The sequence below is a fragment of the Arenimonas sp. genome, assembly GCF_022842045.1.
Lineage (GTDB): Bacteria > Pseudomonadota > Gammaproteobacteria > Xanthomonadales > Xanthomonadaceae > Arenimonas.
Genome location: NZ_JALHQI010000016.1, coordinates 1 through 25115, shown reverse-complemented (window position 1 = coordinate 25115; position 25115 = coordinate 1). Strand labels below are relative to the sequence as shown.

At 69.5% G+C, this 25115-nt stretch carries 25 protein-coding genes; 8 read left to right on the top strand and 17 right to left on the bottom strand.

The window, feature by feature from the left end; all coding sequences use genetic code 11:
• The first annotated feature begins 149 nt into the window (after positions 1–149).
• The 5 genes from Q0C12_RS05430 (at position 150) to Q0C12_RS05410 (ending at position 6588) form a co-directional block, all read left to right on the top strand.
• Positions 150–1103 (top strand): methyltransferase, encoded by a 954-nt coding sequence (locus tag Q0C12_RS05430; protein WP_290887278.1) that lies wholly within the window; start codon positions 150–152, stop codon positions 1101–1103.
• A 180-nt stretch (positions 1104–1283) separates the two neighbouring features.
• Positions 1284–1694: a GntR family transcriptional regulator gene (locus Q0C12_RS05425; protein WP_290887275.1), complete on the top strand. Its 411-nt coding sequence runs from the start codon at positions 1284–1286 to the stop codon at positions 1692–1694.
• Positions 1695–1709: 15 nt separating this feature from the next.
• On the top strand, positions 1710–2615 hold the full coding sequence (locus tag Q0C12_RS05420) for an ATP-binding cassette domain-containing protein (protein WP_290887272.1): 906 nt from the start codon (positions 1710–1712) through the stop codon (positions 2613–2615).
• 14 nt (positions 2616–2629) lie between these two features.
• Complete coding sequence (locus Q0C12_RS05415; RefSeq protein ID WP_290887270.1) at positions 2630–4444, top strand: hypothetical protein; 1815 nt, start codon at positions 2630–2632, stop codon at positions 4442–4444.
• A gap of 98 nt (positions 4445–4542) precedes the next feature.
• A complete protein-coding gene (locus tag Q0C12_RS05410) occupies positions 4543–6588 on the top strand; it encodes a prolyl oligopeptidase family serine peptidase (protein ID WP_290887268.1) in 2046 nt (681 codons plus the stop codon).
• Positions 6589–6672: 84 nt separating this feature from the next.
• On the opposite strand, the gene Q0C12_RS05405 is transcribed toward Q0C12_RS05410, so the two are convergent.
• The 10 genes from Q0C12_RS05405 to Q0C12_RS05360 all read right to left on the bottom strand — a co-directional run bounded on the left by Q0C12_RS05405 (position 6673) and on the right by Q0C12_RS05360 (position 15363).
• Positions 6673–7953 (bottom strand): amidohydrolase family protein, encoded by a 1281-nt coding sequence (locus Q0C12_RS05405; protein WP_290887266.1) that lies wholly within the window; start codon positions 7951–7953, stop codon positions 6673–6675.
• Positions 7954–8036: 83 nt separating this feature from the next.
• Positions 8037–8396, bottom strand: a complete 360-nt coding sequence (locus tag Q0C12_RS05400; RefSeq protein ID WP_290887264.1) for a DUF6404 family protein — start codon at positions 8394–8396, stop codon at positions 8037–8039.
• Positions 8393–8854, bottom strand: coding sequence for a DUF4262 domain-containing protein (locus Q0C12_RS05395; RefSeq protein ID WP_290887261.1), 462 nt, complete (start codon positions 8852–8854; stop codon positions 8393–8395). Before Q0C12_RS05395 ends, Q0C12_RS05400 begins: the two co-directional genes overlap by 4 nt.
• A complete protein-coding gene (locus tag Q0C12_RS05390) occupies positions 8851–9744 on the bottom strand; it encodes a GNAT family N-acetyltransferase (protein WP_290887257.1) in 894 nt (297 codons plus the stop codon). Before Q0C12_RS05390 ends, Q0C12_RS05395 begins: the two co-directional genes overlap by 4 nt.
• A gap of 383 nt (positions 9745–10127) precedes the next feature.
• Positions 10128–10565 carry a hypothetical protein gene (locus Q0C12_RS05385; protein WP_290887254.1) on the bottom strand — a complete coding sequence of 146 codons (438 nt, stop codon included), beginning with the start codon at positions 10563–10565 and terminating at the stop codon, positions 10128–10130.
• Between the two features lie 598 nt (positions 10566–11163).
• A complete protein-coding gene (locus Q0C12_RS05380; RefSeq protein ID WP_290887251.1) occupies positions 11164–11517 on the bottom strand; it encodes a hypothetical protein in 354 nt (117 codons plus the stop codon).
• A gap of 494 nt (positions 11518–12011) precedes the next feature.
• Positions 12012–12413, bottom strand: coding sequence for a hypothetical protein (locus tag Q0C12_RS05375; protein ID WP_290887248.1), 402 nt, complete (start codon positions 12411–12413; stop codon positions 12012–12014).
• A gap of 382 nt (positions 12414–12795) precedes the next feature.
• Positions 12796–13332, bottom strand: a complete 537-nt coding sequence (locus Q0C12_RS05370; RefSeq protein ID WP_290887246.1) for a hypothetical protein — start codon at positions 13330–13332, stop codon at positions 12796–12798.
• Positions 13333–13391: 59 nt separating this feature from the next.
• Positions 13392–13595 carry a hypothetical protein gene (locus tag Q0C12_RS05365; protein ID WP_290887242.1) on the bottom strand — a complete coding sequence of 68 codons (204 nt, stop codon included), beginning with the start codon at positions 13593–13595 and terminating at the stop codon, positions 13392–13394.
• Positions 13582–15363 (bottom strand): ABC transporter ATP-binding protein, encoded by a 1782-nt coding sequence (locus Q0C12_RS05360; protein WP_290887239.1) that lies wholly within the window; start codon positions 15361–15363, stop codon positions 13582–13584. The genes Q0C12_RS05365 and Q0C12_RS05360 overlap by 14 nt, the downstream gene beginning before the upstream one ends.
• A gap of 63 nt (positions 15364–15426) precedes the next feature.
• On the opposite strand from Q0C12_RS05360, the gene Q0C12_RS05355 reads away from it, so the two are divergent.
• A complete protein-coding gene (locus Q0C12_RS05355; protein ID WP_290887236.1) occupies positions 15427–15972 on the top strand; it encodes a pseudouridine synthase in 546 nt (181 codons plus the stop codon).
• Positions 15973–15986: 14 nt separating this feature from the next.
• Entirely contained in the window at positions 15987–16742 is a 756-nt protein-coding gene (locus Q0C12_RS05350) for a class I SAM-dependent methyltransferase (protein WP_290887233.1), read from the top strand.
• Between the two features lie 93 nt (positions 16743–16835).
• Here Q0C12_RS05350 and Q0C12_RS05345 read toward each other — a convergent pair whose 3' ends face one another.
• From Q0C12_RS05345 to Q0C12_RS05335, 3 genes are all read right to left on the bottom strand, one after another.
• Complete coding sequence (locus Q0C12_RS05345) at positions 16836–17255, bottom strand: hypothetical protein (RefSeq protein ID WP_290887230.1); 420 nt, start codon at positions 17253–17255, stop codon at positions 16836–16838.
• A 91-nt stretch (positions 17256–17346) separates the two neighbouring features.
• Positions 17347–19848: an ATP-dependent helicase HrpB gene (gene hrpB / locus Q0C12_RS05340; protein ID WP_290887228.1), complete on the bottom strand. Its 2502-nt coding sequence runs from the start codon at positions 19846–19848 to the stop codon at positions 17347–17349.
• Positions 19849–19857: 9 nt separating this feature from the next.
• Positions 19858–20991: a serine hydrolase domain-containing protein gene (locus tag Q0C12_RS05335; protein WP_290887225.1), complete on the bottom strand. Its 1134-nt coding sequence runs from the start codon at positions 20989–20991 to the stop codon at positions 19858–19860.
• Positions 20992–21068: 77 nt separating this feature from the next.
• On the opposite strand from Q0C12_RS05335, the gene Q0C12_RS05330 reads away from it, so the two are divergent.
• Entirely contained in the window at positions 21069–21869 is an 801-nt protein-coding gene (locus tag Q0C12_RS05330) for a TatD family hydrolase (RefSeq protein ID WP_290887222.1), read from the top strand.
• Here the strand turns inward: Q0C12_RS05330 and Q0C12_RS05325 are convergent.
• From Q0C12_RS05325 to Q0C12_RS05310, 4 genes are all read right to left on the bottom strand, one after another.
• Positions 21866–22357: a hypothetical protein gene (locus tag Q0C12_RS05325; protein ID WP_290887219.1), complete on the bottom strand. Its 492-nt coding sequence runs from the start codon at positions 22355–22357 to the stop codon at positions 21866–21868. The two genes, Q0C12_RS05330 and Q0C12_RS05325, sit on opposite strands and share 4 nt — an antisense overlap.
• Before the next feature lie 24 nt (positions 22358–22381).
• Positions 22382–23680 (bottom strand): hypothetical protein, encoded by a 1299-nt coding sequence (locus tag Q0C12_RS05320; RefSeq protein ID WP_290887216.1) that lies wholly within the window; start codon positions 23678–23680, stop codon positions 22382–22384.
• Positions 23677–24231 (bottom strand): hypothetical protein, encoded by a 555-nt coding sequence (locus tag Q0C12_RS05315; protein ID WP_290887215.1) that lies wholly within the window; start codon positions 24229–24231, stop codon positions 23677–23679. Before Q0C12_RS05315 ends, Q0C12_RS05320 begins: the two co-directional genes overlap by 4 nt.
• A gap of 8 nt (positions 24232–24239) precedes the next feature.
• Positions 24240–25115: OmpA family protein (locus Q0C12_RS05310; protein WP_290887212.1), on the bottom strand; the 876-nt coding region annotated here is incomplete at its 5' end.

The window sequence follows — 25115 nt, the reverse complement described above, 5'->3', positions numbered from 1 at the left end:
GCCCGTCCGGTCCGCTCCTCCGGACCTGCGCCCCGCGTTCGGCCCCACGGCCGCCGCGGGGCGCTTTCTTTTCGTCCCTCCTACATGGCGTTAACAGGCTTGCGTGCTAGTGTCGGCGGCTGTTTCCACACACCCCCGGAGCCACCCGCATGCGCACGAAACTCGCCCCGCTCGCCCTCGCCCTGTCCGCCGTGCTGCTGGCGGGCTGCGGCGCGTCCAACGATGAAGCCGCGCCGGCCGACGCCACCTACGGCGATACCGCCGCCGCCGATGCGGCGCCCGCCGAGACCGCCCCCGCCGTCGACGACGCCGACGCCCGCGACCGCGAGGCCGACCCGATGGCCGCCATCCTGGCCGGCGACTGGCGCGACCCGGCCAACGCCGCCCGCGACCAGTACCGCCACCCGCGCGAAACCCTCGAGTTCTTCGGCGTCGGCCCCAGCCAGACCGTGATCGAGATCAGCCCGGGCGCCGGCTGGTACACCGAGATCCTGGCCCCGCTGGCGCAGGGCAAGGGCCGCTACATCGGCGTGCTCAACGACCCGGCCAAGGCCGGCAGCGAGCGGGCGACCGAGTACTACACCAATGCCAACACCAAGTTCCGCGAGAAGCTGGCGGCGCGCGCCGACGTCTACGTCAACGCCAGCGTGATCGAAGTCGACCCGAAGGCGCCGGTGTTCGGCGAGCCGGGCTCGGCCGACGTGGTGCTGACCTTCCGCAACGTGCACAACTGGGTCGGCGCCGGCACCGAGGCGGCGATGTTCAAGGGCTTCTACGACGTGCTGGCCCCGGGCGGCGTGCTGGGCGTGGTCGAGCACCGCGCGGCCGCGGGCAAGACGCTGGAGGAAGTGGTCGAGAGCGGCTACCTGCCCGAGGACTACGTGATCGGCCTCGCCACCGCCGCCGGCTTCGTGCTGGACGAAAAGAGCGAGATCAACGCCAACCCCGCCGACACCAAGGACCACCCGAACGGCGTCTGGACCCTGCCCCCGGGCAACCGCCACGACGAGGCCGACAAGGCCAAGTACGCCGCCATCGGCGAGAGCGACCGCATGACCCTGCGCTTCGTGAAGCCCCAGGCCGAGGCGGCCCCGGCCCAGTAAGCCGCCGCCCCTGCTTCACCGCTCCCTGTAGGAGGGACTTCAGTCCCGAAGCTTTTCGGCGAAAAGCTTCGGGACTGAAGTCCCTCCTACATTTTTTCGGCACCCGTGACTTCCGGGGGCTTGACCGGGTCGGATCGCTGTCTTTACTGTACTAGCACACACAGTACAGCGAGGACGCCCATGGCCCGCACCCAGGCCCTGATGATCGAGATCGCCACCGGCGACGCCCGCCCGATCAGTAAGCAGATCGTCGACGGCGTGCGCATGAAGGTGGCCACCGGCGACCTGGCGCGCGGCATGCAGCTGCCCAGCGTGCGCGGCCTGGCCCAGCAGCTGGGCATCAACCCCAACACCGTCGCCAAGGCCTACGCCGAACTCACCGCAGAGGGCTGGCTGGAGTCGCGCCAGGGCCTGGGCCTGTTCGTGGCCGCGCCGCGCCAGCGGCTCAGCCAGGCCGAGCGAGACAAGCGCTTCGACGACGCCGTGACCCGCTTCGTCCACGACGTGGTGGCCCTGGACCTGCCGGCCGATGAAGTGCTCGAACGCCTCGGCGCCGAGCTGCAGGCCTGCGCCCCGCGCAAGACCGCCTGAGCCACGGAGCCCCCCATGACCGACTTCGTGATCGAAACCCGCGCGCTCAGCAAACGCTACGGCGGCAAGTTCGCGCTGCGCCACCTGGACCTGCAGGTGCCGCGCGGCCACATCCACGCCATCGTCGGCGCCAACGGCGCCGGCAAGTCCACCCTGTTCCGCATCCTGCTCGGCTTCCTCGCGCCCAGCGCTGGCGAAGCGCGCATCCTCGGCCGCGACAGCCAGCGCCTCACGCCCGACGACCGCGGCCGCATCGGCTTCGTCAACGAAGAGCACACCCTGCCGGCCTGGATGCGCGTGCACGAAGTGACCGCCGCCCAGCGCCGCCTGTACGCGCGCTGGAAGCAGCCGCTGTTCGAGGAAGTGCTGGGCCACTACCACGTCCTGCCGACGCAGAAGATCAGCGAACTCTCGCGCGGCGAGCGCGCCGGCCTGAACCTGGCGCTGGCGCTGGCCCAGGGCCCCGAGCTGCTGGTGCTCGACGAACCCACGCTGGGCCTGGACGTGGTCGCCAAGCGCGCCTTCCTCGAAGCGCTGATGACCAGCAACACCGGCGACGACTGCACCGTCATCTACTGCTCGCACCAGATGGACGAGATCGAGCGCGTGGCCGACAACCTGGTCATCCTCGAGCAAGGCGAGCTGCGCACCATGTCCGCGCCCGAGGACTTCGTCGCGCGCGTCACCTACTGGGTCGCCGACATCCCGTTCAAGGGTCCGGAACCGCGCACCGTGCCGGGCCTGCTGCAGGTGCAGCGCATCGACGGCCTGCACCACTACCTGGTGCTCGACCAGGGCGAGGGTTTCGCCGAGTTCCTGCGCGCCCACGGCGCCCGCTCGATCAACGCCATGCCCGTCGGCCTCGACCGCGCGGTCAATGGCTTCCTGGCCAAGAACCACGCTGCGCCCGCCGCCGCCTGACCGGACCCGACCCGATGAAAGACTTGTTCAACGCCGAACTGCGCCGCTTCCTGCCGTGGGCGCTGGTTTACGCCGCCGCGCACCAGGCGATCCTGCTGTTCCTGACCCGCGTGGCCGACCTGGCGCAGCAGCCCGACGAGGTCTACCTCGCGTTCGCGGCGGTGTACGCGCTCAGCGGCCTGCTGCTGGGCCTGTACCAGATGGGCGGCTACCGGCGTCCGAATGCGTGGCTGAACCTGCTGCACCGCCCGCTGGTGCCGTGGCGCATCGCGCTGGCGCTGCTCGGCGCAGGCGCGGCGCTGCTGGCGCTGGCGGTGCTGCTGCCGCTGCTGGCCACCGCCGCGTGGCAGGACGCCATGACGCCGCGCGTGCTCGACCTGCGCCACTGGCTGCTTTGCGGCGCGGCGCTGCTGCTCACGCTGGCGGGCTATGCCACCGGTGCGGCGGCGATCCTGCTGCCGCGGCGCGCGGCGCTGGCGCCGCTGGCGTTCCTGCTGCTGCTGCCTGCGGCATACGCGACGGGCATGGGCGCGCTGCTGCTGCAGGCGCTGGTGCTGGCCTGGCTGCTGGCGCTGGTGCTGGCCGCGTTCAAGCCCGACGTCGAGCGCCTGCCCGGCGGCGCCGGTGCCTGGCTGCTGGCCGTGCCGATGCAGGTGATGATGTGGCTGCTGCTGGTGCTCGCGGGCTTCGGCGCCGAGCTGCTGTGGATCGCGCAGGGCACGCACCCGAACAACCTGGCCAGCGCCCCGGCCGGCAGCGCCAAGCAGGCCGACAACGCCGAGGGCCCCGACCTGATCGTCGCCGGCCTGGCCCACAGCGCGCATCCCGATGCGCCGCTGTGGCGCGAGCAGGCCGCGATTTCCGAAATCGCCACCTTCGGCGTGGGCATTCCGGTGTCGCCTGCCTGGCACGAGCTCACCAACCGCGCGCCGATGGAGTTCGACGACGAGCAGCGGCGCATCCGCTGGGTCTTCAGCCACGACCTGGGCAAGTTCGTCGGCTATGGGCTGGCGGATCGCCAGCGCGTGGGCGAACTGGGTGCGGACGGCGACGCCCGCTTCCCGACGCCGCCGCTGCCGGTCGAGGGTGGCCTGCTGGCGGGCCGCGACACGCTGCACCAGTTCGACGCGGAGACGCAGCGCGTGCTGCCTCGCATCCAGCTGCCGGAAGGCGAGTTCATCGCCACCGTGCGCTACGACGGCGAACGCCTGGCGGTGATGAGCCAGCGCGCGCTGTACTTCCACGATGCGCGCGCAATGCGGCAGGGCCAAGGCCTGCTCGCGGGCGGACTGCGGGTACCGCTGCCCGGCCCCACCGGCAACCTGCAGCGCGTGGACGTGATGGAGCTGCTGGACGGCTACCTGGTGTCGTTCACCCTGACGCGCCTGCGCCACAACGGCAAGGGCGATTCCTTCCAGCAGTTGCTGAAGGTGGACGAGGCGGGCGTGGTCACCGACGTGGCGCGGCGCGAACTCAGCACGGGCTACGGGCCGTTGTTCACCTGGCAGAGCTGGTGGCTGTCGCCGGCGATCAAGACGTCGCTGGAGGCGGTGCGGCCGGTGCTGTCGGCGCCGCAGGCGCAGGCGATGCTGGCGCCGCCGCCGCGGCCGATGGTTGTCAACGGCGTGGCGCTGGGCCTGCTGCTGGTGTCGCTGGCGGCGGGCGCGTGGCGGGTGCGGCGCACGTCGCTGTCGCCGCGCGCGAAGTTGGCCTGGTGCCTGGCCTGCGCGGTCGTGGGCCTGCCCGCGCTGATGGCGCTGTGGCGGCTGGCACCGCTGCGTGAGGACGTCACGCTGCCGGTGGCGGGCACGGAGGGTCTGGCGTCGTGATCGCGGTGCTGCGAATCGCGTTGCTCGTGTCGGGCGTCGCAACCATGACCGCGCCGTTGGCTGGGGGACCGCGGGGGGCGACGTCGCCATCGGCCCCGGTGCTGGCGGCTGCGCCGACCATGCCGCTGGCGATGGCCACGGTGGGCAGCATTGCTTCGAACGGCGGCAAGGCTTCCGCGTCCAGCACGGCTTCTTCCGACGCTGCGGCCCTGCGCCGAGCCATCGCCGCGGAACGCGCGCGACCGGCACCGCCGAAGCTGCCGCGGGCCGCGTTCCTGTCGCAGCCGCGCGAGCACGGCTTCGCGCTGGCGCCCGATGGCCGGCAGGTCGCGTGGCTCGGCGAGCATGGCGGCCGGCGCGGGGTGTGGCTCCAGGCGCTGCCGGACGGCCAGCCGCGACTGCGGCTGGCGCGCACCGATGCCAACGAGCTGGTCTGGTCGCGCGATGGGCGCTGGCTGTTCCTGCCGGGTTCGCGCCAGTTGGCGGTGCTTGCGGCGGATGGCCAGGGCGGCGATGGCGAACTGTCGACGCTGGGCGGGCTGGGCCGTCGCGTATTCGTTGGCCCCGATCCGGCGATCGGTGATGCGGCGCTGGTGGTGGAACGGCCGGCGCGCAATGCCGCCGATGCACCGCGCTGGCGCCTGCTGCGCGTGCAGCCCGGCGGGCGCGAAACGCCGCTGCACGAGGATTCGCTTCCGATCGTGGATGCGGCGATCGACGACACGGGCAAGCTCGCCTGGCTGATGCGCGCCGAAGGCGAGGCGCACGTGCTGTATCGCCTGGCCTCGCCCGGGCGTGCCGTGCTGACCTGCGCCGTGCCGCGGCGCTGCCGACTGTTGGGCACTTCGTCCGGAGGTGGCCAGTGGCTGATAGGCAACGTCGACGCCGATCTCTCCGGCCTGCTGCACGTGGCCGCCGACGGCGCCGTGACGCGCGTGCACCAGGATCCGCGCGGCGAAGCCGACCTCAACCACGTAGCGCTCGATCCGGCGGACGGCGAGCCGCGCTTCCTCGGCTACGACAGCACGGTGCCGCAGCTGCTGGCGCGTTCACCGGAGGACGACAGGCGGCTTGCGGCCGTGCGGGGCGCGTTGACCGGCGCCTCGCTGCGCGTGCAGGTCGGCGGCGAGCGCTGGCTGATGATCGAACGTGGCGACCGGCTGCGCGGCGAGCGCGCGTGGCTGGCCTCGGCCGACGGGGCGCTGCAGCCGCTGCGGCAGGAGGCCGGCTTCGTCTTCGGCGGCCATCCGCAGGAACGACCCGATGAAGCGGTGATGTCGCGCAAGTGGCCGATCCAGTGGACCGCCTCCGATGGGCGGCGACTGCATGGCTTCTTGACCCTGCCGCTGGGCGTGGACGTAGCGCGTGCGCCGTTGGTCGTCAGCGTGCACGGCGGACCCTTCAGCCTGGTGCGTCCGGATTTCAGCAATGACGCGCAGCTGCTCGCCAACCGCGGCTACGCGGTGTTCCAGCCGAACTTCCGCGGCTCGACCGGCATGGGGCTGGACTACGTGCTGGCGTCGCGCGGCGATTTCGGCAACGGGCGCGTGCAGAAGGACATCGTCGAAGGCACGCGCTGGCTGCTGGCGAACGGCGTCGGCGACGCGGAGCGCGTGGCGATCGTCGGCGCCTCGTTTGGTGGCTACTCGGCGCTGCTGGGCGTGACCTTCGAGCCGTCGCTGTTCAAGGCGGCGGTAGCGGGCGTGCCGCCGGCGGACTTCGGCCGCGTGGTGCACGAGTACCAGGGCGCGGGGCAGGAAATGCACCCGGGCATCCCGATGGCGGCGTCGATGCGCGCGCTGGGCGTGGACCCCGATGACGCGGCGCAGATGCAGCGACTGGCCGCGCAGTCCCCGAGCGCGAACGCCGCCGCGCTGACCCGCCCGGTGCTGGTGCTCGCCGGTGGCCAGGACGAGCGCGTGCCGATCCGCGGCGTCACCCACTACGTCGCGCGCCTGCGCACGCTGGGCAAGGACGCCACCTTCTTCGTCGACACCGACGCCGGCCACGCCATCGCCGACGAGAAGACCCGCGAGGCCTACTACTTCCTGATGGAACGCCTGCTGCACGAAACCATCGGCGGCGCCGAGCCCGAGCCCGCCAGCCCCGCGCTGCAGGCCCACCTCACCCGCCACCTCCGCTGAGCCACGCGGCCTGTAGGAGGGACTTCAGTCCCGAAGCTTTTCTCCGGAAAGCTTCGGGACTGAAGTCCTTCCTACCGGGAGCGGTCAGCGGGTGTCTTTGACGACTTCGCCGCCCTGGATGACGACGGGGATGGCTTCGAGCAGGGTCACGTCCTTCGTGGGATCGCCCGACACAGCCACCAGGTCGGCCCAGCGGCCCACCTCCGCCACGCCGACGTCGCTGCGGCCCAGCGCTTCGGCCGAATTCACGGTGGCCGAGCGGATCGCCTCCAGCGGCGTCATGCCGTAGCGCACCATCACCGCGAACTGCTTGCCGTTGTCGCCGTGGCGGTGCACGCCGGCGTCGGTGCCGTACACCATCTTCGCGCCGGCGGCGTGGGCGCGGCGGAAGTTCTCGCGCTGCAGGTCGGCGATTTCGCGGTCCTTGCGCAGGTTGTCCTCGAGCACGCCGTTCTTCTTGCCCTCGGCCTGGGTGTAGTCGGTGTTGTAGATGTCCATGGACAGCCAGGCACCGTGCTTGATCGCCAGCGCGATGCCCTCGTCGTCGATCAGGCTGGCATGCTCGATGGTGTCCACGCCGGCGCGGATGGCGGCCTTGATGCCGCTGCTGCCGTGCGCGTGCGCGGCGACCTTCAGGCCCCACTGGTGCGCCTCCTCGACCACGGCGCGCATCTCGGCCTCGCTCAGCTGCTGCTGGCCCGGCTCGGTGTTGCGCGAGAACACGCCGCCGGTGGCGCAGACCTTGATCACCTGCGCACCGTACTTGCGGATCTCGCGCACGCGCTTGCGCGCCTCTTCCGGGCTGTCGGCGTTGTAGGGGTTCTTCGAATCGAACGAGGGCGGGAAGTAGGTGCTGTCGCAGTGCCCGCCGGTGGCGCCGAAGCTGTAGCCGCCGCTGACCACGCGCGGGCCGCGCACCTTGCCCTCGTCCACGGCCTGGCGCAGGCCGACGTCGTTCCAGGCATCGGCGCCGACGTTTCGCACGGTGGTGAAGCCGGCGTCCAGCGTTTCGCCCGCGTGCTTCACCGTCAGCATCGACCAGAAGCGGTCGGTGAACTGCAGGCCGGTGTAGCCGCCGTAGCTGGGGTCGGAGTCGAGGTGCACGTGCATGTCGATCAGGCCGGGCAGCAGGCTCAGGCCGGCGAGGTCGATGCGGCGCGCGTCGGCGACGGGCTCGCCGGGGCCGCGGGTGATGCGGGCGATCTTGCCGTCGCGCACCAGGATCTCGGGGTTTTCGATCCACTGGCCGGTGCGCACGTCGAGCAGGCGCGCGGCGGAGATCAGCACGGTGTCGGCAGCGGCCGGCAGCGCGGCCAGGGCCAGCGCGGCGGCGAGCAGGGTCTTCGTGAAGGGACGCAGGGTCATGGCGGGGCCTCGGGCGGGATGGGCCGAGTGTAGCCAATCCCCGCGTGGCCGGCCGGCTAGCGGGAAACCTCCGAAGTGGCGGCTCAGGGGAGGCCGCTGTACTCGGCCCAGGCAGGCAGCCCGTGCTTCCGGGCCAGGTGGCGATACACCGCCGCCATCACGCCGCCGAAGATCGCTCCGGCGGCCAGCGCCGACAGCACCGCCGCCGACAGCGGAAAGCCCTTGTGCGACCAGAAGCCCAGCCACATCAGCAACCCCCAGCCGACCGTGAAGAACGCGCCCATGCCCAACGCCATCGGCAGGAAGGGCGCGAACAGCGGCGGCGGCACCTCCAGGCCCATCTTCCAGAGCAGGCGCCAGGCCGGCGGCGCAGCGGTGCCGCGGCTGATGCCGAGGGCGTCGGTGTGGCGGTACATCCGCTCGATTTTTTCTTGGTGGTTCATGGGTTCACCGGGGGCTTGGAAAGTAAGGGTTGGCGTTGGCGCAGGGTTTCGGTGGCTTTTGGATCCCAGGGCCAGACACCCGAGGTGCTGGGCCAGATCAACTGCAGCGCCTCGAAGTCCGGCCCGTCGTGCAGCCAGCACGCCGAGCGCATGTACTCCTCGCGGTGTTCCCGCGAGACGGGCCCGAACTGTACCGAAAAGCCCTGCAGGAAACCGAGGTAATCCACCCCCGGCACGAAGGCTTCCCCGGCACGAACCCGCCTGTTGTACTCGTTGATCATCCAATGGCACAGCTTCGACTCCAGCCCGATGACGATCAACTCTGGCGCACCGGCCGAGCGGGCGATGCCGATCGAGTAGGAGAAGGGCGGCTCCTCCCGGTCCGGATCGAACACGGAGGTGACGCTGCAGCCATGCGCCTCGATATGGGCGAGGATGTTCTTCTCGTACTGATTCATGGCGGCGAGGTCCGGGCTCGCTCGAGTTCCAGGCGAAGGTCGCCGCCCGGGTCCACGCCCCGCGGCTGCCAGCCCCGGGAAAGGTAGAAGCGTTCTGCGCGGGTACCGGCGCCGGTAGTCAGCCAAAGGCGCTCGTGCCCCAACGACCACAACCAATCGACCGCCTGCGCGTGCAGCGCCTGGCCCCAGCCGCGGCCTTCGTGGTCCGGGTCGACGAACAGGGCCCACACGTTGCCCGTCCGATAGGCCGAGGCGAACGCCACGACGTCGTCGCCGTCCACCGCGAGCCAGGTCTTCCCGAGCGCATCCATGGCCGCGATGCAATCGGCATCGGTGACGCGGCCGGCATCGGACAAGCGGTTCTCGCGCACGGCCCGGCGGATCCGCTGCATGTCGGCCACGTCGGCCGGCCGCGCCTCCCGGACATACCGTTCGCGCTTGTTGCCGGTGAACGCATCGAATACCCGGCGGTGGGCGCGGTAGGACCAGTCGTCCTCGCGCGTGTAGTAGCCGGCAACCCAATCCTGCAGGTTGTCCAGCATCGCGTCCTGGGCTTCCTTCGAATCGTACTTGTGGGGCTCCCACGGGCGGCGGCGGTTGTTGGCCAGGCAAGCCGACAGCCCCGGGTTGAGGAAGATCAGTTCGGTGCAGTGCGCGGACGCCGCCTGCACCAGCTCGCCGTAGCAACCCTCGATGACCCAGGTGTCGTTGGCCTGGATGAAGTTCGCCAGCGCTTCGGCGACGGCCTCGGTCGTACGCGGCACCGCCACCTGGCCCGGCTCCCAGACGATGGTGTCGAGGTCCAGGTGGGGCAGCCCGTGCTGCGCGCCCAGCCGTCGGGCCAGGGTGCTTTTGCCGGAACCGGAGTTGCCGAACAGGAGGATTCTCAAGGGCGGCCTCAGCGGCGCCTGGCGTGCTGCAGCCCCACGCACAGCAGGCAGGTGATCAGCAGCACGTTAGGCCTTGAACGAGCGCCAAACTGTGAGCGCGCCGGCCACCAAAGAGAAGAGACCAAGCCAAAGTTGCCAAACGCTTTTTACGTCTATGCCTGGATGTGATGTCTTAAAGTCACACAGGCCCGAAGCATAGTGGAAACTGCCGCCTGCATCGAGGCAGGAATCAGAGGCAACTAGCAGCGCTGCGAGCTGCCCAAGGCATGCTCCTGCCAGTGCCAGCAAGAAAAATCCGGACCACCGCGTTGCGTGCTTCATGAGGCCTAACGCCCTAGTTAAGCCGCGCCGAAGGCGTCGGCTTGAATGATTTGTTAGGCGGGCTACCCGCCAAGCTTGTAGCGCTGCTTCTTTGAAAAGTTGTTGAGTAGCGGGATGTCGCCAGTAGCATAGTCGAGCTGCCGTGTGCGAGAGCACACATGGAGAAATTGAGGCAGCTCCGAGGGGGAGTAGATCAGAAGGGCAGTTCCTGGCAGAGGAATGACGCCGTCACCCATGAAGTAAACTGAATCTGACGCAGTCGTCTCAACGACCTGACCAACCTCAATCTCGCCCTTCCAGACCTGCAGAACACTCACTTTGGCAATGGGCGCCTCGCCGCTATTGGAAACTTCAAGAACGTACGCCGAGAATACAAATGAGGACTGATCGAACGCCGCTCGAACCTGCGCTCGCTGGCCTCCCTCCGGCCAGCAGGTGGTTGCACTGGCGGAATTCGACGCCAGGAATATTGCCGCGACGAGGATCAGTAATTTCAGCATGCCCGCCTAACGCCTTAGTTAAGCCGCGCCGAAGGCGTCGGCTTGAATGATTAGTTAGGCAAGCCAGTAGAGAGAGGTCGCCTAGAAAGTGCAAATAGATGTAGAAGCACAAGCAAAGCTAAGAATGAAACAAGCTCTAGCCCAAGACCGAAACCAACATAATCAGCATCAGTCCTCAACATGTACTGCGGAACAAAGCTGAAGTCATGAACAAAAACGTTCGCTAGGTTGTCACGGGAACCAATGATGTCTAGCTCAATGCGATAGTTCGGCCAAAGGTGAAAAGCATAGGCTACGGAACCGTAAGCAAAGGAGAATGGCTGTGGAATCATAGTCGCGATGGCCAACGCAATTCCGAGCCTCGGCTGAAAAAACCAAAGAGCCCCAGCTGCAACTGTGACTAGGGCAGCCAGCGATGCGGGGACCGCCAAGTCTTGCTCCCACCCCCCAGGCATAGCCCATATCCAGAGGTTTGCCGCAAAACATGCCCACACGCCGCCCAATAAGAAAAGCAGGGCAAATAACTTGTGGGGAATACGGTTTGCCATATCCGCCTAACGCCTGAGTTAAGCCGCGCCGAAGGCGTCGGCTTGAATGATTAGTTAGGCTGCAGCCCCGTGAGGCTGGCAACCAGGGTGGACGCAGAATGCATTGAAAGCGGCCGCGTAATCAACGGATTGGCGAGCTCGTGAATTGCCTGTGCTGCTGGATCGTCAGGGTCGGCACTGATGCCATCCCGGAGCTCCACCGCATCCGCCCAATCCTCAACATCGGCGCTTGAGATCTCCCCCGAAAGATAGCGCTGGAGCACTGTGACTACATGTTCGGGCCCGAGCGTAACCAACAGTTCGTCGCAGTCCCACGGAAGTGCGGACAGCTCTCCCAGAATCGCCGGAAGTGGGCGGCGAAGCTCAAGGAGGTCAACAAGCAGTGTTGTTCGACGATCTTTCACTGCAGCCTAACGCCTAAGTTAAGCCGCGCCGAAGGCGTCGGCTTGAATGAATAGTTAGCCACTAGTGCCAGTGGTACTTTGAACCCTTATGCCACTTTTCCCAGACACCAAACCGTCGAATGAAGTACACCCATACAGCGTACGAAAGCAGCATTGAAAAGAAAATGAGCGTGTAGTCTAACCAGTCGTCCGGAAAGTGCGCTGAGCTGTAGATAATTTGGTACTTTCTGCCAAGTCCGACTGCCGCGGCGCCACACATAAGAATGGCGAAACAGATTGCTCCGCCAAGGAACCGAGTTCGCAGTGAAAGAAACTGGCCTGTCCCACAATTGGAGCAAGTGATTTGAGGCGCGTCTTGCCAAGGCGGCGGGAGGTAGTCAGTCAGACCGACTGCGATCGATTCGCGACAGGCCAGGCAATTCACTGAATGGCTTCGCATGATTTGTGTGGCTAACGCCTTAGTTAAGCCGCGCCGAAGGCGTCGGCTTGAATGATCAGTTAGGTGGCGATGCCACGGCCTGCGAGCAACCGGGATTCGGAAGCGCACCGGAGTCCTTGGGTACCGGCGTTACAACCCAATGCTGCTCAAGTTGTGCAACGACCCGATGGGAGAATTCGACGCCTGCGCTACCATCTCTGCCATGAGCGAACCCTACAGCAATGTCGTAAGTATTGAGGCCCAGGTTGCCGGCACCGAGACTATGACCGTCGCTTCCGATCACACCGACGTTCACCAAAGTTCCGCTTGGGCGGTCGAGGGCGTCAAGTTGCTGCAGCTCTTTCTCTGAGGCTTCGCCACGGTCGACGTAGCGCATGTTCTCTTCAAGCGCAATTGATCGCAATGTTCGCTTGAAGAGTTCCAAGCCGCCATCATCCTCGACGCAAACCTGAACCATCAAAAAAGGATGCTGGCCAAGAGAACAGGAAGAGAGCACTAAGGAAAGCAAGCAGTAGGTAGCAACAAACCTTAGAGTTGCTTTCCCTCGAACATTCATGAGCCACCTAACTTCCTATTGGACCTCAATTGCGAGGCATAACCGGAATCTTTCTCCCGCACCCACACCACGGTCAAGTCCAAAAGTTCTCACATTCAATGATTTCCCAATCCTACGCCTCCAGCATCCCCTCCCTGGATCTGCGTTTACACCGGAGATCCAACGCCTAATTGGATATTGGAGCAGTCATGCGCCGTAGCGCACCCCTTCCGGCTTGCTCAGCCACTCGCGCCAGCCCCCGTTTGCAGCCACCACCGCGCCAAGCCTGCCGTTCGCGCAGTGGCTACCAGATCAGTCCATGGCCATCGCGGATGGCGTCATCGAGTTGGGCCGCCAACGGCTGGAACTCGTAGAGGAAGGGTTCGCAGGCATAGACGTCCAGGTCTTCCCAGGACTTGCCTTGCGCCTTGCACCAACCAACGAAGGCGGTGAGCACGGTGTCCACCGTCACCGAATGCGCTCGGGCCGCAAGCGCCGGCAGCTGGCCCGAGGTCACCGCGAAGCGCTCGTTGTGCCCGTCCAGCTTCAGGATGTTGGCCGGATGGTCCGGCGCATACCAAGCCTGGAACAGCGCCCCCGCATCCGTTACCAGATCCGCGCTGCCGTTGAGGATCCAGTGGTACAGGTCCGGGTTGCGATGGTTCACGCCCCAGGAGGTATGCATGGCCGGCGGCGCAGACGGCCACCAGGCTGGCAGCGCGTCAGTCGCGATGCCTTCCGGCGGCACACCGTCCAGGTAAGCGTGCACCGCGCCCGGGTGCTCATGCAGCCAGGCGATGTGTTCGTCCGGCGCCGCACAGGTCAGGAATCCGAAAGCCATTCAGCGCACCCCTCATGAGTTTGTCAGGCTCCGGAATGTGCCAGCCCTCGCCGGGCCATTCAATCGGCGGCCAGGGCGCGCCAGGCCAGGTAGCCCAATCCCCCCACCAGCAGCCAGAACACGAGGCCGCACAGGATCGACCACTTGCCGTCGGGATCGATGCCCGGCTTGAACTGGCGCGCGATCAGGAAGCCGGGGCCCTTGATCAGGATCTCGACGACGACTTCCAGCACGACATGGCCGACGATCTCACCCAACGGCATGTTGGCCGCCCACGGCTTCGCCGGTCTGCAGCCGCCACAGCGCCGCATACGCCCCACCGCGCGCGACCAGCTCGTCGTGCGTGCCGGATTCCACGATTCGCCCCGCCTCCAGCACATGGATCGCATCGGCATGCCGCACGGTGCTCAGCCGGTGCGCCACCACCAGGGTGGTGCGCCCGCGGGCAGCGGTGGCCAGCGAATGCTGGATGGCCGCCTCGGTCTCGTTGTCCACTGCGGAGGTGGCTTCGTCCAGCACCAGCACCTTGGGATCGCGGTACAGCGCGCGCGCCAGGGCGATGCGCTGGCGCTGGCCGCCGGAGAGCTGGCTGCCGCGTTGGCCCACGGGGCTGTCGTAGCCCAGCGGCAAGGCGGCGATGAAGTCGTGCGCCTCGGCGGCGCGGGCCGCGGCTTCGATGCGGGCCCGGTCCGCGCTGCGCTCGCCGTAGGCGATGTTCTCGGCGACGGTGCCGTCGGTGAGGAAGGGCTCCTGCGCGACGTAGCCAATCGCGCGGCGCAGGGCCGCCGGGTCCAGGCCGGCGACATCGGCGCCGTCGAGCAGGATGCGGCCACGCGCGGGGTCGATGAAGCGAAGCAGCAGCTTCAGCAGCGTGCTCTTGCCGCCGCCGGTGCCGCCGACCAGGGCCACGGTGGCGCCCGCGGGCACCGCCAGGTCCACGGCGTGCACGGCGGGCCGGCCGTCGTAATCATGCCCCACGGCCTCGAAGCGGAGCTCGCCGCCACCTTCGGCCGGCAACGCAGCGGTGCCGCGCACGGGCACCGGCGTGTCCAGCAGGTCCATCACGCGGTTCACCGACGCCATCGCGCGCTGGTACAGGTCGGTCATGTCGGCCAGGCGCGTCAGCGGCCACAGCAGGCGCTGGGTCAGGTACACCAGCGCGGAGTAGCTGCCCACGCCGAGCTCGCCGCGCAGCGTGAGCATGCCGCCGTACAGCAGCGTCGCCACGAAGCCCGCCAGGATCGCCATGCGGATCACCGGCGTGATCGCGGCCGAGAACCGGATCGCCTCGGCGTTGCGGGCGCGGAAACCGTCCGACGCCTCGCGCAGGTGCGCCGCCTCGAACGCCTCGGCGGTATAGGCCTGGATGGTGGCCATGCCGGCCAGGTTGTTGTCCAGGCGCGCCGACACCGTGGCCGCGGCCTCGCGGGCGGCGGCGTAGCGCGGGGCCAGGCGCTTCTGGAACCAGAAGGCGCCGACCAGGATCAGCGGGATCGGCAGCATCGCCAGCGCCGCCAGGTCGGCGGTGAGCACGAAGAACACCGCGCCCACCAGCAGCGACGACACCACCACCTGGATCAGGTCGTTGGCCCCCGTGTTGAGGAAGCGCTCGATCTGGTTCACGTCCTCGTTCATCAGCGCCATCAGCCGGCCGCTGCGCTCGCGCTCGATGGTGGCCGGCGGCAGCTTCTGCACGTGGCCGTAGGCGGCCTGCCGCAGCGCGTGCTGCAGGTCCTGGGCCAGCCCGCGCCACTTCAGCGCATACAGGTACTCGAACAGCGATTCGGCCACCCACACCACCACCGTCAGCGCCACCAGGGCGTACAGCTGGTGCAGGGGGTCGGGCAGGCCGAAGCCGGCCATGAACGAGTCCTCCTGGTTCACCACCACGTCCACCGCCACGCCGATCAGCAGCTCCGGCAGGACGTCGAAGATCTTGTTCAACACCGAATAGACGGTCGCCAGGACAGCATTTCGGCGCTGGGGCCGGGCAAAGCCGGCCAGCCGGCGCAGGGGGTGGGTCGCGGCCATGCGATCTCCGGGATTCAGGGGCGGGGGCAAGCGCACAGTGTCCCACGGAGCTACACTGGACCGATGCTCATTGCCTTCAACAAGCCCTACGGCGTGCTCTGCCAGTTCACCGATAAAACGGTGCCGCCGCGGCCGACGCTGGCCGGGTTCTCGCTGCCGCCCGACGTCTACGCCGCCGGCCGCCTGGACCAGGACTCCGAGGGCCTGCTGCTGCTCTCCGACGACGGCCCGCTGATCGCCCGCATCAGCTCGCCCAAGTTCCACTGGCCCAAGACCTACCTGGTGCAGGTGGAAGGCGTGGCCGGCGACGAACACCTGGCCCAGCTGCGCAGCGGCGTCACCCTGGCCGACGGCGTCACGCGGCCGGCCAAGGCGCAGGTGCTGATCGGCGCGCCCGACTGGCTCTGGCCGCGCCATCCGCCGGTGCGCGCGCGCAAGACCGTGCCCGACAGCTGGATCGAGCTCACCATCACCGAGGGCCGCAACCGCCAGGTGCGGCGCATGGTGGCCGCGGTCGGCCTGCCCTGCCTGCGCCTGCTGCGCATCGCGGTCGGGCCGCATCGGCTCGAGGGCCTGCCGCCCGGCCAGTGGCGGGAACTCACCCAGTAATCCAGGAGCGCGGCATGGCCTTCCAGGACCACTTCTCCGGACACGCCACCGACTACGCCCGCGCCCGTCCCACCTATCCGCCTGGCCTCTTCGGCTGGCTGTCCGATCAGTGCCGGCACCACGACCTGGCCTGGGACGTGGGCTGCGGCAACGGCCAGGCCAGCCTGGCCTTGGTGCACCATTTCCAGCGCGTGCATGCCAGCGACCCCAGCGAAGCACAAATCGCGGCGGCACCGTCCGACCCGCGCATCACCTGGCGGGTGGAATCAGCCGAGCACAGCGCGCTGCGCAACCACAGCGTCGACCTGGTCACCGCCGCGCAGGCCTACCACTGGTTCAACCAGGAGCGCTTCTGCGCCGAAGCGCAGCGGGTGCTTCGCCCGGGCGGCGTGATCGCGGTCTGGTGCTACGGCCGCACGCGGGTGGACCGCGGCGTGGACGATGTCTTCGATGACCTGTACGAACGCCGCCTGGGCCCTTACTGGCCCCCCGAGCGGCGGCACGTGGACGACGGCTACCGGCACCTGCCCTTCCCGTTCGAGCCCATCAGCGATGCGCCGCGGTTCGAGATGACGGTGGCGTGGGACCTGGGGCAGTACCTGGACTATCTGCGCACGTGGTCGAGCAGCCAGCGCTGCCTGAAGGAAACCGGGCGCGATGCGGTGTCGGAATTCGGCTCGAAGTTCGCGTCGGCCTGGGGTGATCCGGCGCGGCGGCGCGAGGTGCGCTGGCCGATTTCGCTGAAGGCCGGCCGCACCGCCGACGAGTGATCGCAGTGTTGTGGGAGGAACTGTAGGAGGGACTTCAGTCCCGAAGCTTCCCGCCGAAAAGCTTCGGGACTGAAGTCCCTCCTACATCGAGCCTTACTTCTTGGCGGCGGCTTTCTTGGCCGGGGCCTTCTTGGCCGCGGCCTTCTTGGCGGGCGCCTTCTTCGCCGCGGCCTTCTTGGCCGGCGCGGTGGCCTTCTTCGCGGCGACCTGCTTGCTCGCCTTCTTCGCGGCGGGCTTGGCGGCCGCGGCTTTCTTCTTCTTGTTGACCATGTAGACCGCGGCGCCCACGGCCGCCAGGGTCGCGGCGGTGACGGCGGCCCCGACCGGGTGCTTGCGCACGGTCTTGACCGCGGCCGCGCCGCCCTTCTTCACCGCGGCCAGGCCCGCGCCGGCGCCGACCAGGGCGCTGGCCTTGCCGGCGAGGTCGGAATTCTTCCAGGCTTTCTTGGCCATCGCGCTGCCGTCGTTCAACTTGGCCAGCGCGGTCGAAACGATCTTGTTCGTCTTGCTCATGGCATGTCTCCGTGGGGTGGGCGCGGGAAGCGCGAGTGCGTCGTTAGCGTACCGCTATTCGTATGAACGGCGCATCGCGCGTTCGAAGGCCTCAGGTGCCGCGGGGTTTGGCGCGGTGGGTGGCGGTGGCGGTCCAGGGATCATCGGGCCAGGGGTGGCGCGGGTAGCGGCCCTTCATTTCCTTGCGCACTTCCGGGTAGGTGTTGGCCCAGAAGCTGCGCAGGTCCTGGGTCACCTGCAGCGGTTTGCCGCCGGGCGAGAGCAGGTGCAGGGTCAGCGGCACCCGGCCCTCGGCCACGCGCGGGGTGTCGGCCAGGCCGAACAGCTCCTGCAGCTTCACCGCCAGCACCGGTGGCCGGCCGTGTTCGTAGGTGATGCCGCGCTCCATGCCCGAGGGCACCGTGATGCGGCGCGGGGCCAGGGTGTCGAGCTTCTGCCGCAGCGACCAGTCCAGCGTGGAGCGCAGGGCCTCGCCCAGGGCCTCCTCGTCGAGCGCGTCGAGCCGGGTCTTGCCGGCGAAGGCGGGCTTGAGCCACTGCTCGCGGGTGGCCAGCAGGGCCTCGTCGGACAGGTCGGGCAGGCCCAGCTCGGGCAGCCACTCGCGCAGGCAGCGCACGCGCTCGCGCCACTGGGTGAGGCCTTCGGTCCACGGCAGCGCGTCCAGGCCGAGCTCGCCAACGGCATCGCTGAGCGCCTGCGCGGCCAGCGCCGGGTCGGGGCGGCCGGCGGGCTTGGATTCGAGGGTGATGCGGTCGAAGCGGCGCTCGCGCCGGGCGACCAGGGCGCGGGCGTCAGGGTCCCAGCGCACCACGTCGCCTTCGAAGAAGCGTTCGGGGAAGTCGCGCTGCAGGCGCGCTTCGTCCACCGGGGCGCCGCGCAGCACCAGCGAGTCCTTGGCCTCGAAGCGAAGCTCGCTGGCCACGATCCAGGGTTCGCCGAACAGGGCGCTGTCGTCGAAGATCCGCGCCATGCGGCCGTTCGCCAGCTGGTAGCGGCGCGGTTCGCCCGGGTGCTGGCGGGCGATGCGGTCGGGGAAGGCGTGCGCGAGCAGGTCGCCGAGCAGGTGGGCCGGCGCGTCGTCGGGCGGCGCGGCATCCACGCGCAGGCGGCGGCGCCACTGTTTGGCGGCGCTGTCGATGGCGGCCAGGGCGCCGCGGTTGGCGTCGGGACCCACGCGGCCTTTGCGGAACGCGGCGAGGGCCTGCCAGCGGCTGGCGATGTCGTCGCGTCGTCCCCGCAGGGGATCGCGGGCCTCCACCAGCGCCGCTAGATCGCAGGCCAAGGCCTTCTCCGCGGCATCGCGCGGTGCCTTCAGCATCGCGGCCAGGCGCGGGTGCGTGCCCAGCGCCATCAGCTCGCGGCCGACCGCGGTGATGCGCTGCCCGTCATCGAGCGCGCCCAGTCGCTGCAGCAGCTCGCGCGCGGCGGCCAGCGGGCCGGGCGGGGGCGCGTCCACGAAGCGCAGGTCGGCGGCGCCCCAGGCGGCGAGTTCGAGCGCGAGGCCGGCCAGTTCGACCTGGGCGATCTCGGGCGTGCGCATCGGCTCGAGCCGCTGCGATTGCGGCCACAGCCGATATGCCCAGCCCTCTGCGACGCGGCCCGCGCGGCCTGCGCGCTGGTCGGCCGAGGCCTGCGAGATGGTGACGGTGTCGAGCCGCGAGAAACCGGAGTTCGGCTCGTAGCGCGGCTCGCGGGCCAGGCCGGCGTCGATCACTACGCGCACGCCCGGCAAGGTGACCGAGCTTTCGGCGACGTTGGTGGCGAGGACGATGCGGCGGCGGCCCGCGGGGTCTTCGGCGAGGGCGGCGGATTGGGCTTCGAGGGGGAGGTCGCCATGCAGCGGCAGCACGGCCGGATCATCCGGCATCGCGGCCTCGGCCAGCAGTCGCGCGGCGTCGCCAATCTCCCGCTGCCCCGGCAGGAACACCAGCAAGTCTCCAGGATGCTTCGCCACCGCCTCCACCACGCAGCGCTTCAGCTGCGCCATCAGCGGTTCATCCCGCCGCGCCGGGAAATGCGACACCGCCACCGGGAAACTGCGGCCGGCGCTGGTCAGCCGCGGCGCATCGAGGAAGCGGGCGAGCTTCTCGCCGTCCAGCGTCGCCGACATCACGAGGATGCGCAGGTCCTCGCGCAGCTGCGACTGCACGTCCAGCGCCAACGCCAGGCCCAGGTCGCCGGCGAGGTGGCGTTCGTGGAATTCGTCGAACACGATCGCGGCCACGCCCTCGAGCGTGGGATCGTCCTGGATCATGCGGGTGAGGATGCCTTCGGTCACCACTTCCACGCGCGTGCGCGCGCTGACCTTGGCTTCGAAGCGGATGCGGTAGCCCACGGTCTCGCCGGGCACCTCGCCCAGCTGGCGCGCCATGAAGCCGGCGGCGGCGCGCGCGGCCACGCGGCGCGGTTCCAGCATCAGGAGGCGGCCGTCACCGCGCCACGGGGCCGACAGCAGGGCCAGCGGCACCTGCGTGGTCTTGCCAGCACCAGGCGGGGCCTCGAGCACCAGGCGCGGGTGCGCCTCAAGGCTGGCCAACAGCTGCGGCAGCAGCCCGGCGATCGGGAAGTCGGGGCGGGTGGCGGCGGGTTTCACCGCGCTAGGCTAGAGAGCGCGACGCCTCGCGTCGAGCGTTGGACGGCGTCCCTGCGGGCGCACGGTGCGCTTCACCGACTGGGTGTAGCGCTGGAAGTCGAGCTGCTGCAGTGCCAGCAGCTCGATCGCGGTCAGGTCTTCACGCATCGCCGAGCCATTGCCGCGCACCAGCAGCACGCCGTTGCTGCCGTTGCGCCAGTCCACCCAGGGCGTGAAGCCGAAGGCGCCGGGGCTGGAGACGCGCAGCGTGTTGCCGCGCGCGTCCTTGGCTTCCACCCACTGGCCGATGCCGTAGCCGTAGCCCCGGCCACCGACGGGCGAGAAATAGACCGGGAGGCCTGCGGCGCGATCGATCGCCATTGCGGCGATGGTGTCGTCGCGCAGGTAGACCTGGTGGCCGTGGCGTCCGGCCGCCAGTGCCATGTCCACCACCCGGCCATAGTCATCCAGCGTCGAGCGCGCGCCGCCGGCGATTCGCGGGTTCGGGGTGGGGACATAGCCCGGCAGCAGACTGGCCGTGCTCCAGTCGGTGCCGCTCAGTCCCAGGGGCGCCACCACTTCGGCGATGAACAGCGCGTCCCAGCCCTCGCCGGTCGCGCGCTCGGCCATCGCGCCGGCCACCTGCATCGAATTGCCGCCATAGGCAAAGCCGGTACCCGGCGCGTACACCAGGGGCGTGCCGAGGATCTGCCGTGCGCAGTCCTGCAGCGTGGTCAGCCGGTTCGAGAGGCAGGGCGCGTCGTCCACGTCCATGCCGGCGGTGTGGGAGAACAGCTGGGCCAGCGTGATGGCCCGGGTCGGCGCCGGCGCGTCCGGGAAGTAGTCGCCCACGCGGCTGTCCCAGGCCAGCACGCCGCGTTCGACCAGCCTTCCCAGCACCAGCGCCGACAGCCACTTGCTGGCCGAGGCGATGGCCACGCGCTCGTCGCCGCGGTAGCCGCCGAAGCTTTCCTGCATCAGCACCTGGCCCTCGCGGGCGAGCCGCAGCGAGGCACCGTCGAGGGCGTAGTCGCCCACCAGCGCCTGCACCGCCAGCCGCACCGGCTGCAGGTCGTACGTGGGCCGCGCCGCGCCCGTGCCCGGCAGGCACAGGGCACCCAGGCCAAGGGTGAGCGTGAAGGCAAGCCAGCCGGATCGGGTCATGCCCGCCAGAACGCGGCCCGCGGCCCGCGGTTGACGCCCGGCGGCTAGAATTGCGGCCTCGCGAACAGGATCCGTTCATGGAATTGATCGACATCGGCGCCAACCTGGGCCACGAAAGCTTCGACGCCGACCTGGACGCCGTGCTGCAGCGGGCGGTGCTGGCCGGGGTGACGCGGCTGGTGGTCACCGGCGCCAGCCGCGCCGGGGCGGTGCGGGCGCTGGAACTGGCCAAGGCGCACCCGGGCCTGCTCTGGGCCACCGCCGGCATCCACCCGCACCACGCCACCGAGTGCACGGCCGAGGGCATCGCCGAGCTGCGGGCGCTCCAGGCCGAGCCCGAAGTCGTGGCCGCCGGCGAGTGCGGCCTCGATTACCACCGTGATTTCTCGCCGCGCCCGGCGCAGCGCAGCGCCTTCGAGCGCCAGCTGGAACTGGCCGCGGAAACCAAACTGCCCCTGTTCCTGCACCAGCGCGACGCCCACGGCGACTTCATGGCGATCATGAAGGCCTTCGAGGGCCAGCTCGGCCCGGTGGTGGTGCACTGCTTCACCGGCACCCGCGCTGAGTGCTTCGACTACCTCGACCAGGACTGGCACATCGGCATCACCGGCTGGCTGTGCGACGAACGCCGGGGCCAGCACCTGCGCGAGTTCGTGAAGGACATCCCGGCCGACCGCCTGATGGTCGAGACCGACGCGCCCTACCTGCTGCCGCGCACCGTGAAGCCGATGCCCAGCCACCGCCGCAACGAGCCGATGTACCTGGCCCACATCATCGAGGAGCTGGCCCGCGACCGCGGCGAGGACGTGGCCGTGGCCGCCGCGGCCACCACGGCCACCGCCGCGTCCTTCTTCGGCCTGCCGGCCGCGCGCCGCTAGCCCTCGGCCGGGAAGCAGCGGTCCGGCGGATAGACCTTGTTGGCGACACGGGTGTAGACGCGCTCGCCGATGTTGAGCGTGTGGCTCATCTCCATCCGCTGCACCTTGGGCTTGCGGTCCAGGCACACCTGGCGCGTCGGACGCAGTCGCATCGAAACCACGTTGCCGGTGACGAAGGCATAGCCGTCGGCATCGCGGCGCACCTTGCGCTCGAGCTCGACGGCGGCCTTGGCGAACAGCTTGCAGCCCTCGAAGCGGATGTCCACCACTTCGCGCACGAAGATCGACTTGCGGCGGCTGATCTCGATCGGCTCGTCGCTGAGGCCGGCGTTGAGCTCGGCCAGGATCTCGTCGCGCATCGCGGTGCCGATGGCTTGGACGGCGCGGCAGTCGAGCGGCGGCGGCGGATCCTGGGCTTCGACGGCGGGCGGCAGCAGGGCCAGCAGGCCAACCGTGGCGGCCGACAGCAGGAAAGGCAGGGTCTTCATGCGGCGTCTCCTTGGTGCGGGGGGTCAGTCTTCGCCAACCGGCAGCCCGTGGCGGCGGCCGAAGTCGAGGGCCTGGTCGCGCATGCGCTGGTCGAGCTCCTTCATGCGCTCGCGGTGGAACTTGCGGCAGTCGCTGCCGGCGCGGCCCGCGGGGCAGGCGTCCAGCGCCTCCCGGATCGCGGTGGCCTGGGCGACGACGTCGGGCACCTGGTTACCGATCGCCATCGCCTCTTCCAGGCCTTGGGCGGTGAAGGCGGTGACGATGCGGTACAGCGAGGTATCGCGCTCCATGCGCGCCGGTGCCAGCTCGATCAGGTCGATCACCAGGTCGCCGCCGTCGATGTCGCCGCCTTCCCAGCGCGTACGGTGAACGGTGCGGTTGGCGCGGATGCGGAAGTCCTTCATCACGCCCACGCCGGCGCCCAGGAAGGGCATCTGCGTGGCGATCGGGCTGGGGTTGCGGCCCACCCACATCTGCATGAAGCCGTCCTCGCCTTTGCCGCGGAGGCCCTGCACGTTGCCGCCCGGGCCTTCGCCCAGGGTTTGCGGCACGCGCGGGAGGGTGTCGAGGAAGCGGCGGTGCAGGTTCATGTCGCGGAACCAGGCGAAGGCCGAGCCGAGGTCCTCGCCCAGCATCAGGCAGGCGTCGCCGATGTCGGCGTGCTTGCCGCAGGCCAGGGTGTCGCCGTCGGCCTGGCGCAGCACGAAGTGCAGTTCGCCGTTGGCGAAGGTGCCCGGCGGGATCAGGTCGCCGAGATCCGTGGCCAGGAACAGCTGGCTGTTGTCGGCGCTGTTGACGTAGTAGTTGAGGCGGTCGAGCCCGCGCGAGGAGTCGACCAGCTGCAGGATGCGGAGGTCGAACCGGTAGCGGCCCAGCTCGGATTCGGGGTTGGGCGGGAACGCGCTGTTGGCGCTGAACAGCTGCTCGATCCGGCGCCGGCGCTCGGCCAGCCGCTCCTGCTCGGCGACGTTGATGATCTCCTCGCCGTGCGCGATCCAGGCCTCGTCGGTGCCGCTTTCCACCACCGGGATGGACGGCAGCTCGAACGGGTCGTGCATCGGCGGCAGCGGCACGTACATTTCCCCGACCAGGTCGCGCGCTGCCTCACTGCCGGACTCGACGATCGGGATGGCCGGCGCGAACGGATCCACCGGCGTCGGCGCGGTCACTTCGCCCGCCGCCCGCGCCGCGTCGCTGCCCGACTCCACCACCTCGATCGGCGGCGGTCGCAGCCCAGGCAGCGGCATCACGCCCGAGGCCGCCAGCACGCCGCCGGCAATCACCACCGCCACGCCCACGGCCACCCAGCCGCGCGCGTTCACGGCAGGCCCCGTTCGGCGACGCGCCGGGCAATGGCTTCCAGCTCGCTGCTGGCCTGGAGGAACTTGTTGGGCTTGGCGTCGTCCACGTTGAAGTAGCGCAGCTCCACCACGCGATCGGCGAGCGCGAAGCTGACGTTGAACTCCATGCGGTGCGAGGCCAGCGGATCGGGCTGGCGGAAGTGCACCGCCGAGGCGCCGAGGCCTTCCGGCCGAGACAGGCCGAAGCGGCGCACGCCGGTTTCGCGGGCCATGCGGTTGACCGTCGCCACTGCGCTGGCGGCATCGCGCGCGGGAGAAACCATGAGCACCAGCTCGTCGGAGAAACGGTCGTCGCCGATGCTGTAAATCCGACTGCAGCGGCGGTCGTCCTCCGGCACCACGCTGCTGGCGCGACGGGCGATGCCGGCGGCACGATCGGCGCCGATCACGGCGGCGATGTCTTCCACCGGGAACAGCGCGTCGCACCAAGCCGACGGCTCCGCGGCCTGCGCCGACATCGCGGCGGCAGCGAGCAGGCCGGCGGCCAACCGGGCCACGCCGCGGCGGGACACGGCCGGCCTCACTGCTTCACCAGCTCGACGCGGCGGTTGAGCGCACGGCCGGCCTCGCTGTCGTTCGGCGCCACGGGCTCGGCTTCGCCGGCGCCGCGGGCCTTGAGCCGGCGATCGGCGACGCCGTGGTCGATCACCAGCGCGGCGCGCACGGCCAGTGCGCGCGATTCGCTCAGGCGCAGGTTCACCGAGGCATCGCCGACGCCATCGGTGTGGCCGACGATCTCGAGCTTGAGCGACGGGTCGCGGCGCATCAGTTCGGCCACCTCGGCCAGCGCCGCGCGCGATTCGGCCTTCAGCGTGGCCTTGCCGGTGTCGAAATAGATGCCGTCCAGGCGCACCTTGCCGCCTTCGGCCAGCTCGGCCGCCAGCGCGTCGGCGTTCACGCCGACCTGGCCGGTCTGCATCGCCGCGCCCTCGACCACGGTGACCCAGGTGCGCTGCTTGTTCACCATCACCGCGACGCTGACCTGGCGGCTGCCGACCACGCCCTCGGCGGCGACGTAGCGGAAGTCGCCGCCGACGCCGATGTTCATACCGGCCACGTTGTTCCAGTTGGCCTCGCGGTTGCCGGTGCCGCCGCAGGCATCGCGGCCGGCGCACTGGTGCACGATGCGCAGGCCGCGGCCGCGCAGCGCCTGTTCGTAGTTGCGGGCGATCTCCAGCGTGGAGCGGCCCGAGGGATTGTTGTACAGCGTGCGGGTGACGCGGCCCTCGACGGTGCGCGCCCGCAGGTCGCCGTTGCTCTCCTTGCCGACCACGAAGTCGTAGGCGTCGAAGGCCAGCGTGTCGTCCTCACGCACGGTCGAGCCGGCGTAGGGATCGACCCGGAACGCCGCGCCCGGCGCGGGCTGGCCGGCAGCCCCGGCGGGCGCGGCCACGGC

What these genes read in the sequence shown, in the direction of transcription:
- Q0C12_RS05430 (WP_290887278.1), top strand. Translation starts at nt 150, where the DNA reads ATGCGCACGAAACTCGCCCCGCTCGCCCTCGCCCTGTCCGCCGTGCTG.
- Q0C12_RS05425 (WP_290887275.1), top strand. Translation starts at nt 1,284, where the DNA reads ATGGCCCGCACCCAGGCCCTGATGATCGAGATCGCCACCGGCGACGCC.
- Q0C12_RS05420 (WP_290887272.1), top strand. Translation starts at nt 1,710, where the DNA reads ATGACCGACTTCGTGATCGAAACCCGCGCGCTCAGCAAACGCTACGGC.
- Q0C12_RS05415 (WP_290887270.1), top strand. Translation starts at nt 2,630, where the DNA reads ATGAAAGACTTGTTCAACGCCGAACTGCGCCGCTTCCTGCCGTGGGCG.
- Q0C12_RS05405 (WP_290887266.1), bottom strand. Translation starts at nt 7,953, where the DNA reads ATGACCCTGCGTCCCTTCACGAAGACCCTGCTCGCCGCCGCGCTGGCC.
- Q0C12_RS05400 (WP_290887264.1), bottom strand. Translation starts at nt 8,396, where the DNA reads ATGAACCACCAAGAAAAAATCGAGCGGATGTACCGCCACACCGACGCC.
- Q0C12_RS05395 (WP_290887261.1), bottom strand. Translation starts at nt 8,854, where the DNA reads ATGAATCAGTACGAGAAGAACATCCTCGCCCATATCGAGGCGCATGGC.
- Q0C12_RS05385 (WP_290887254.1), bottom strand. Translation starts at nt 10,565, where the DNA reads ATGCTGAAATTACTGATCCTCGTCGCGGCAATATTCCTGGCGTCGAAT.
- Q0C12_RS05375 (WP_290887248.1), bottom strand. Translation starts at nt 12,413, where the DNA reads ATGGTTCAGGTTTGCGTCGAGGATGATGGCGGCTTGGAACTCTTCAAG.
- Q0C12_RS05370 (WP_290887246.1), bottom strand. Translation starts at nt 13,332, where the DNA reads ATGGCTTTCGGATTCCTGACCTGTGCGGCGCCGGACGAACACATCGCC.
- Q0C12_RS05365 (WP_290887242.1), bottom strand. Translation starts at nt 13,595, where the DNA reads ATGCCGTTGGGTGAGATCGTCGGCCATGTCGTGCTGGAAGTCGTCGTC.
- Q0C12_RS05360 (WP_290887239.1), bottom strand. Translation starts at nt 15,363, where the DNA reads ATGGCCGCGACCCACCCCCTGCGCCGGCTGGCCGGCTTTGCCCGGCCC.
- Q0C12_RS05355 (WP_290887236.1), top strand. Translation starts at nt 15,427, where the DNA reads ATGCTCATTGCCTTCAACAAGCCCTACGGCGTGCTCTGCCAGTTCACC.
- Q0C12_RS05350 (WP_290887233.1), top strand. Translation starts at nt 15,987, where the DNA reads ATGGCCTTCCAGGACCACTTCTCCGGACACGCCACCGACTACGCCCGC.
- Q0C12_RS05345 (WP_290887230.1), bottom strand. Translation starts at nt 17,255, where the DNA reads ATGAGCAAGACGAACAAGATCGTTTCGACCGCGCTGGCCAAGTTGAAC.
- Q0C12_RS05335 (WP_290887225.1), bottom strand. Translation starts at nt 20,991, where the DNA reads ATGACCCGATCCGGCTGGCTTGCCTTCACGCTCACCCTTGGCCTGGGT.
- Q0C12_RS05330 (WP_290887222.1), top strand. Translation starts at nt 21,069, where the DNA reads ATGGAATTGATCGACATCGGCGCCAACCTGGGCCACGAAAGCTTCGAC.
- Q0C12_RS05325 (WP_290887219.1), bottom strand. Translation starts at nt 22,357, where the DNA reads ATGAAGACCCTGCCTTTCCTGCTGTCGGCCGCCACGGTTGGCCTGCTG.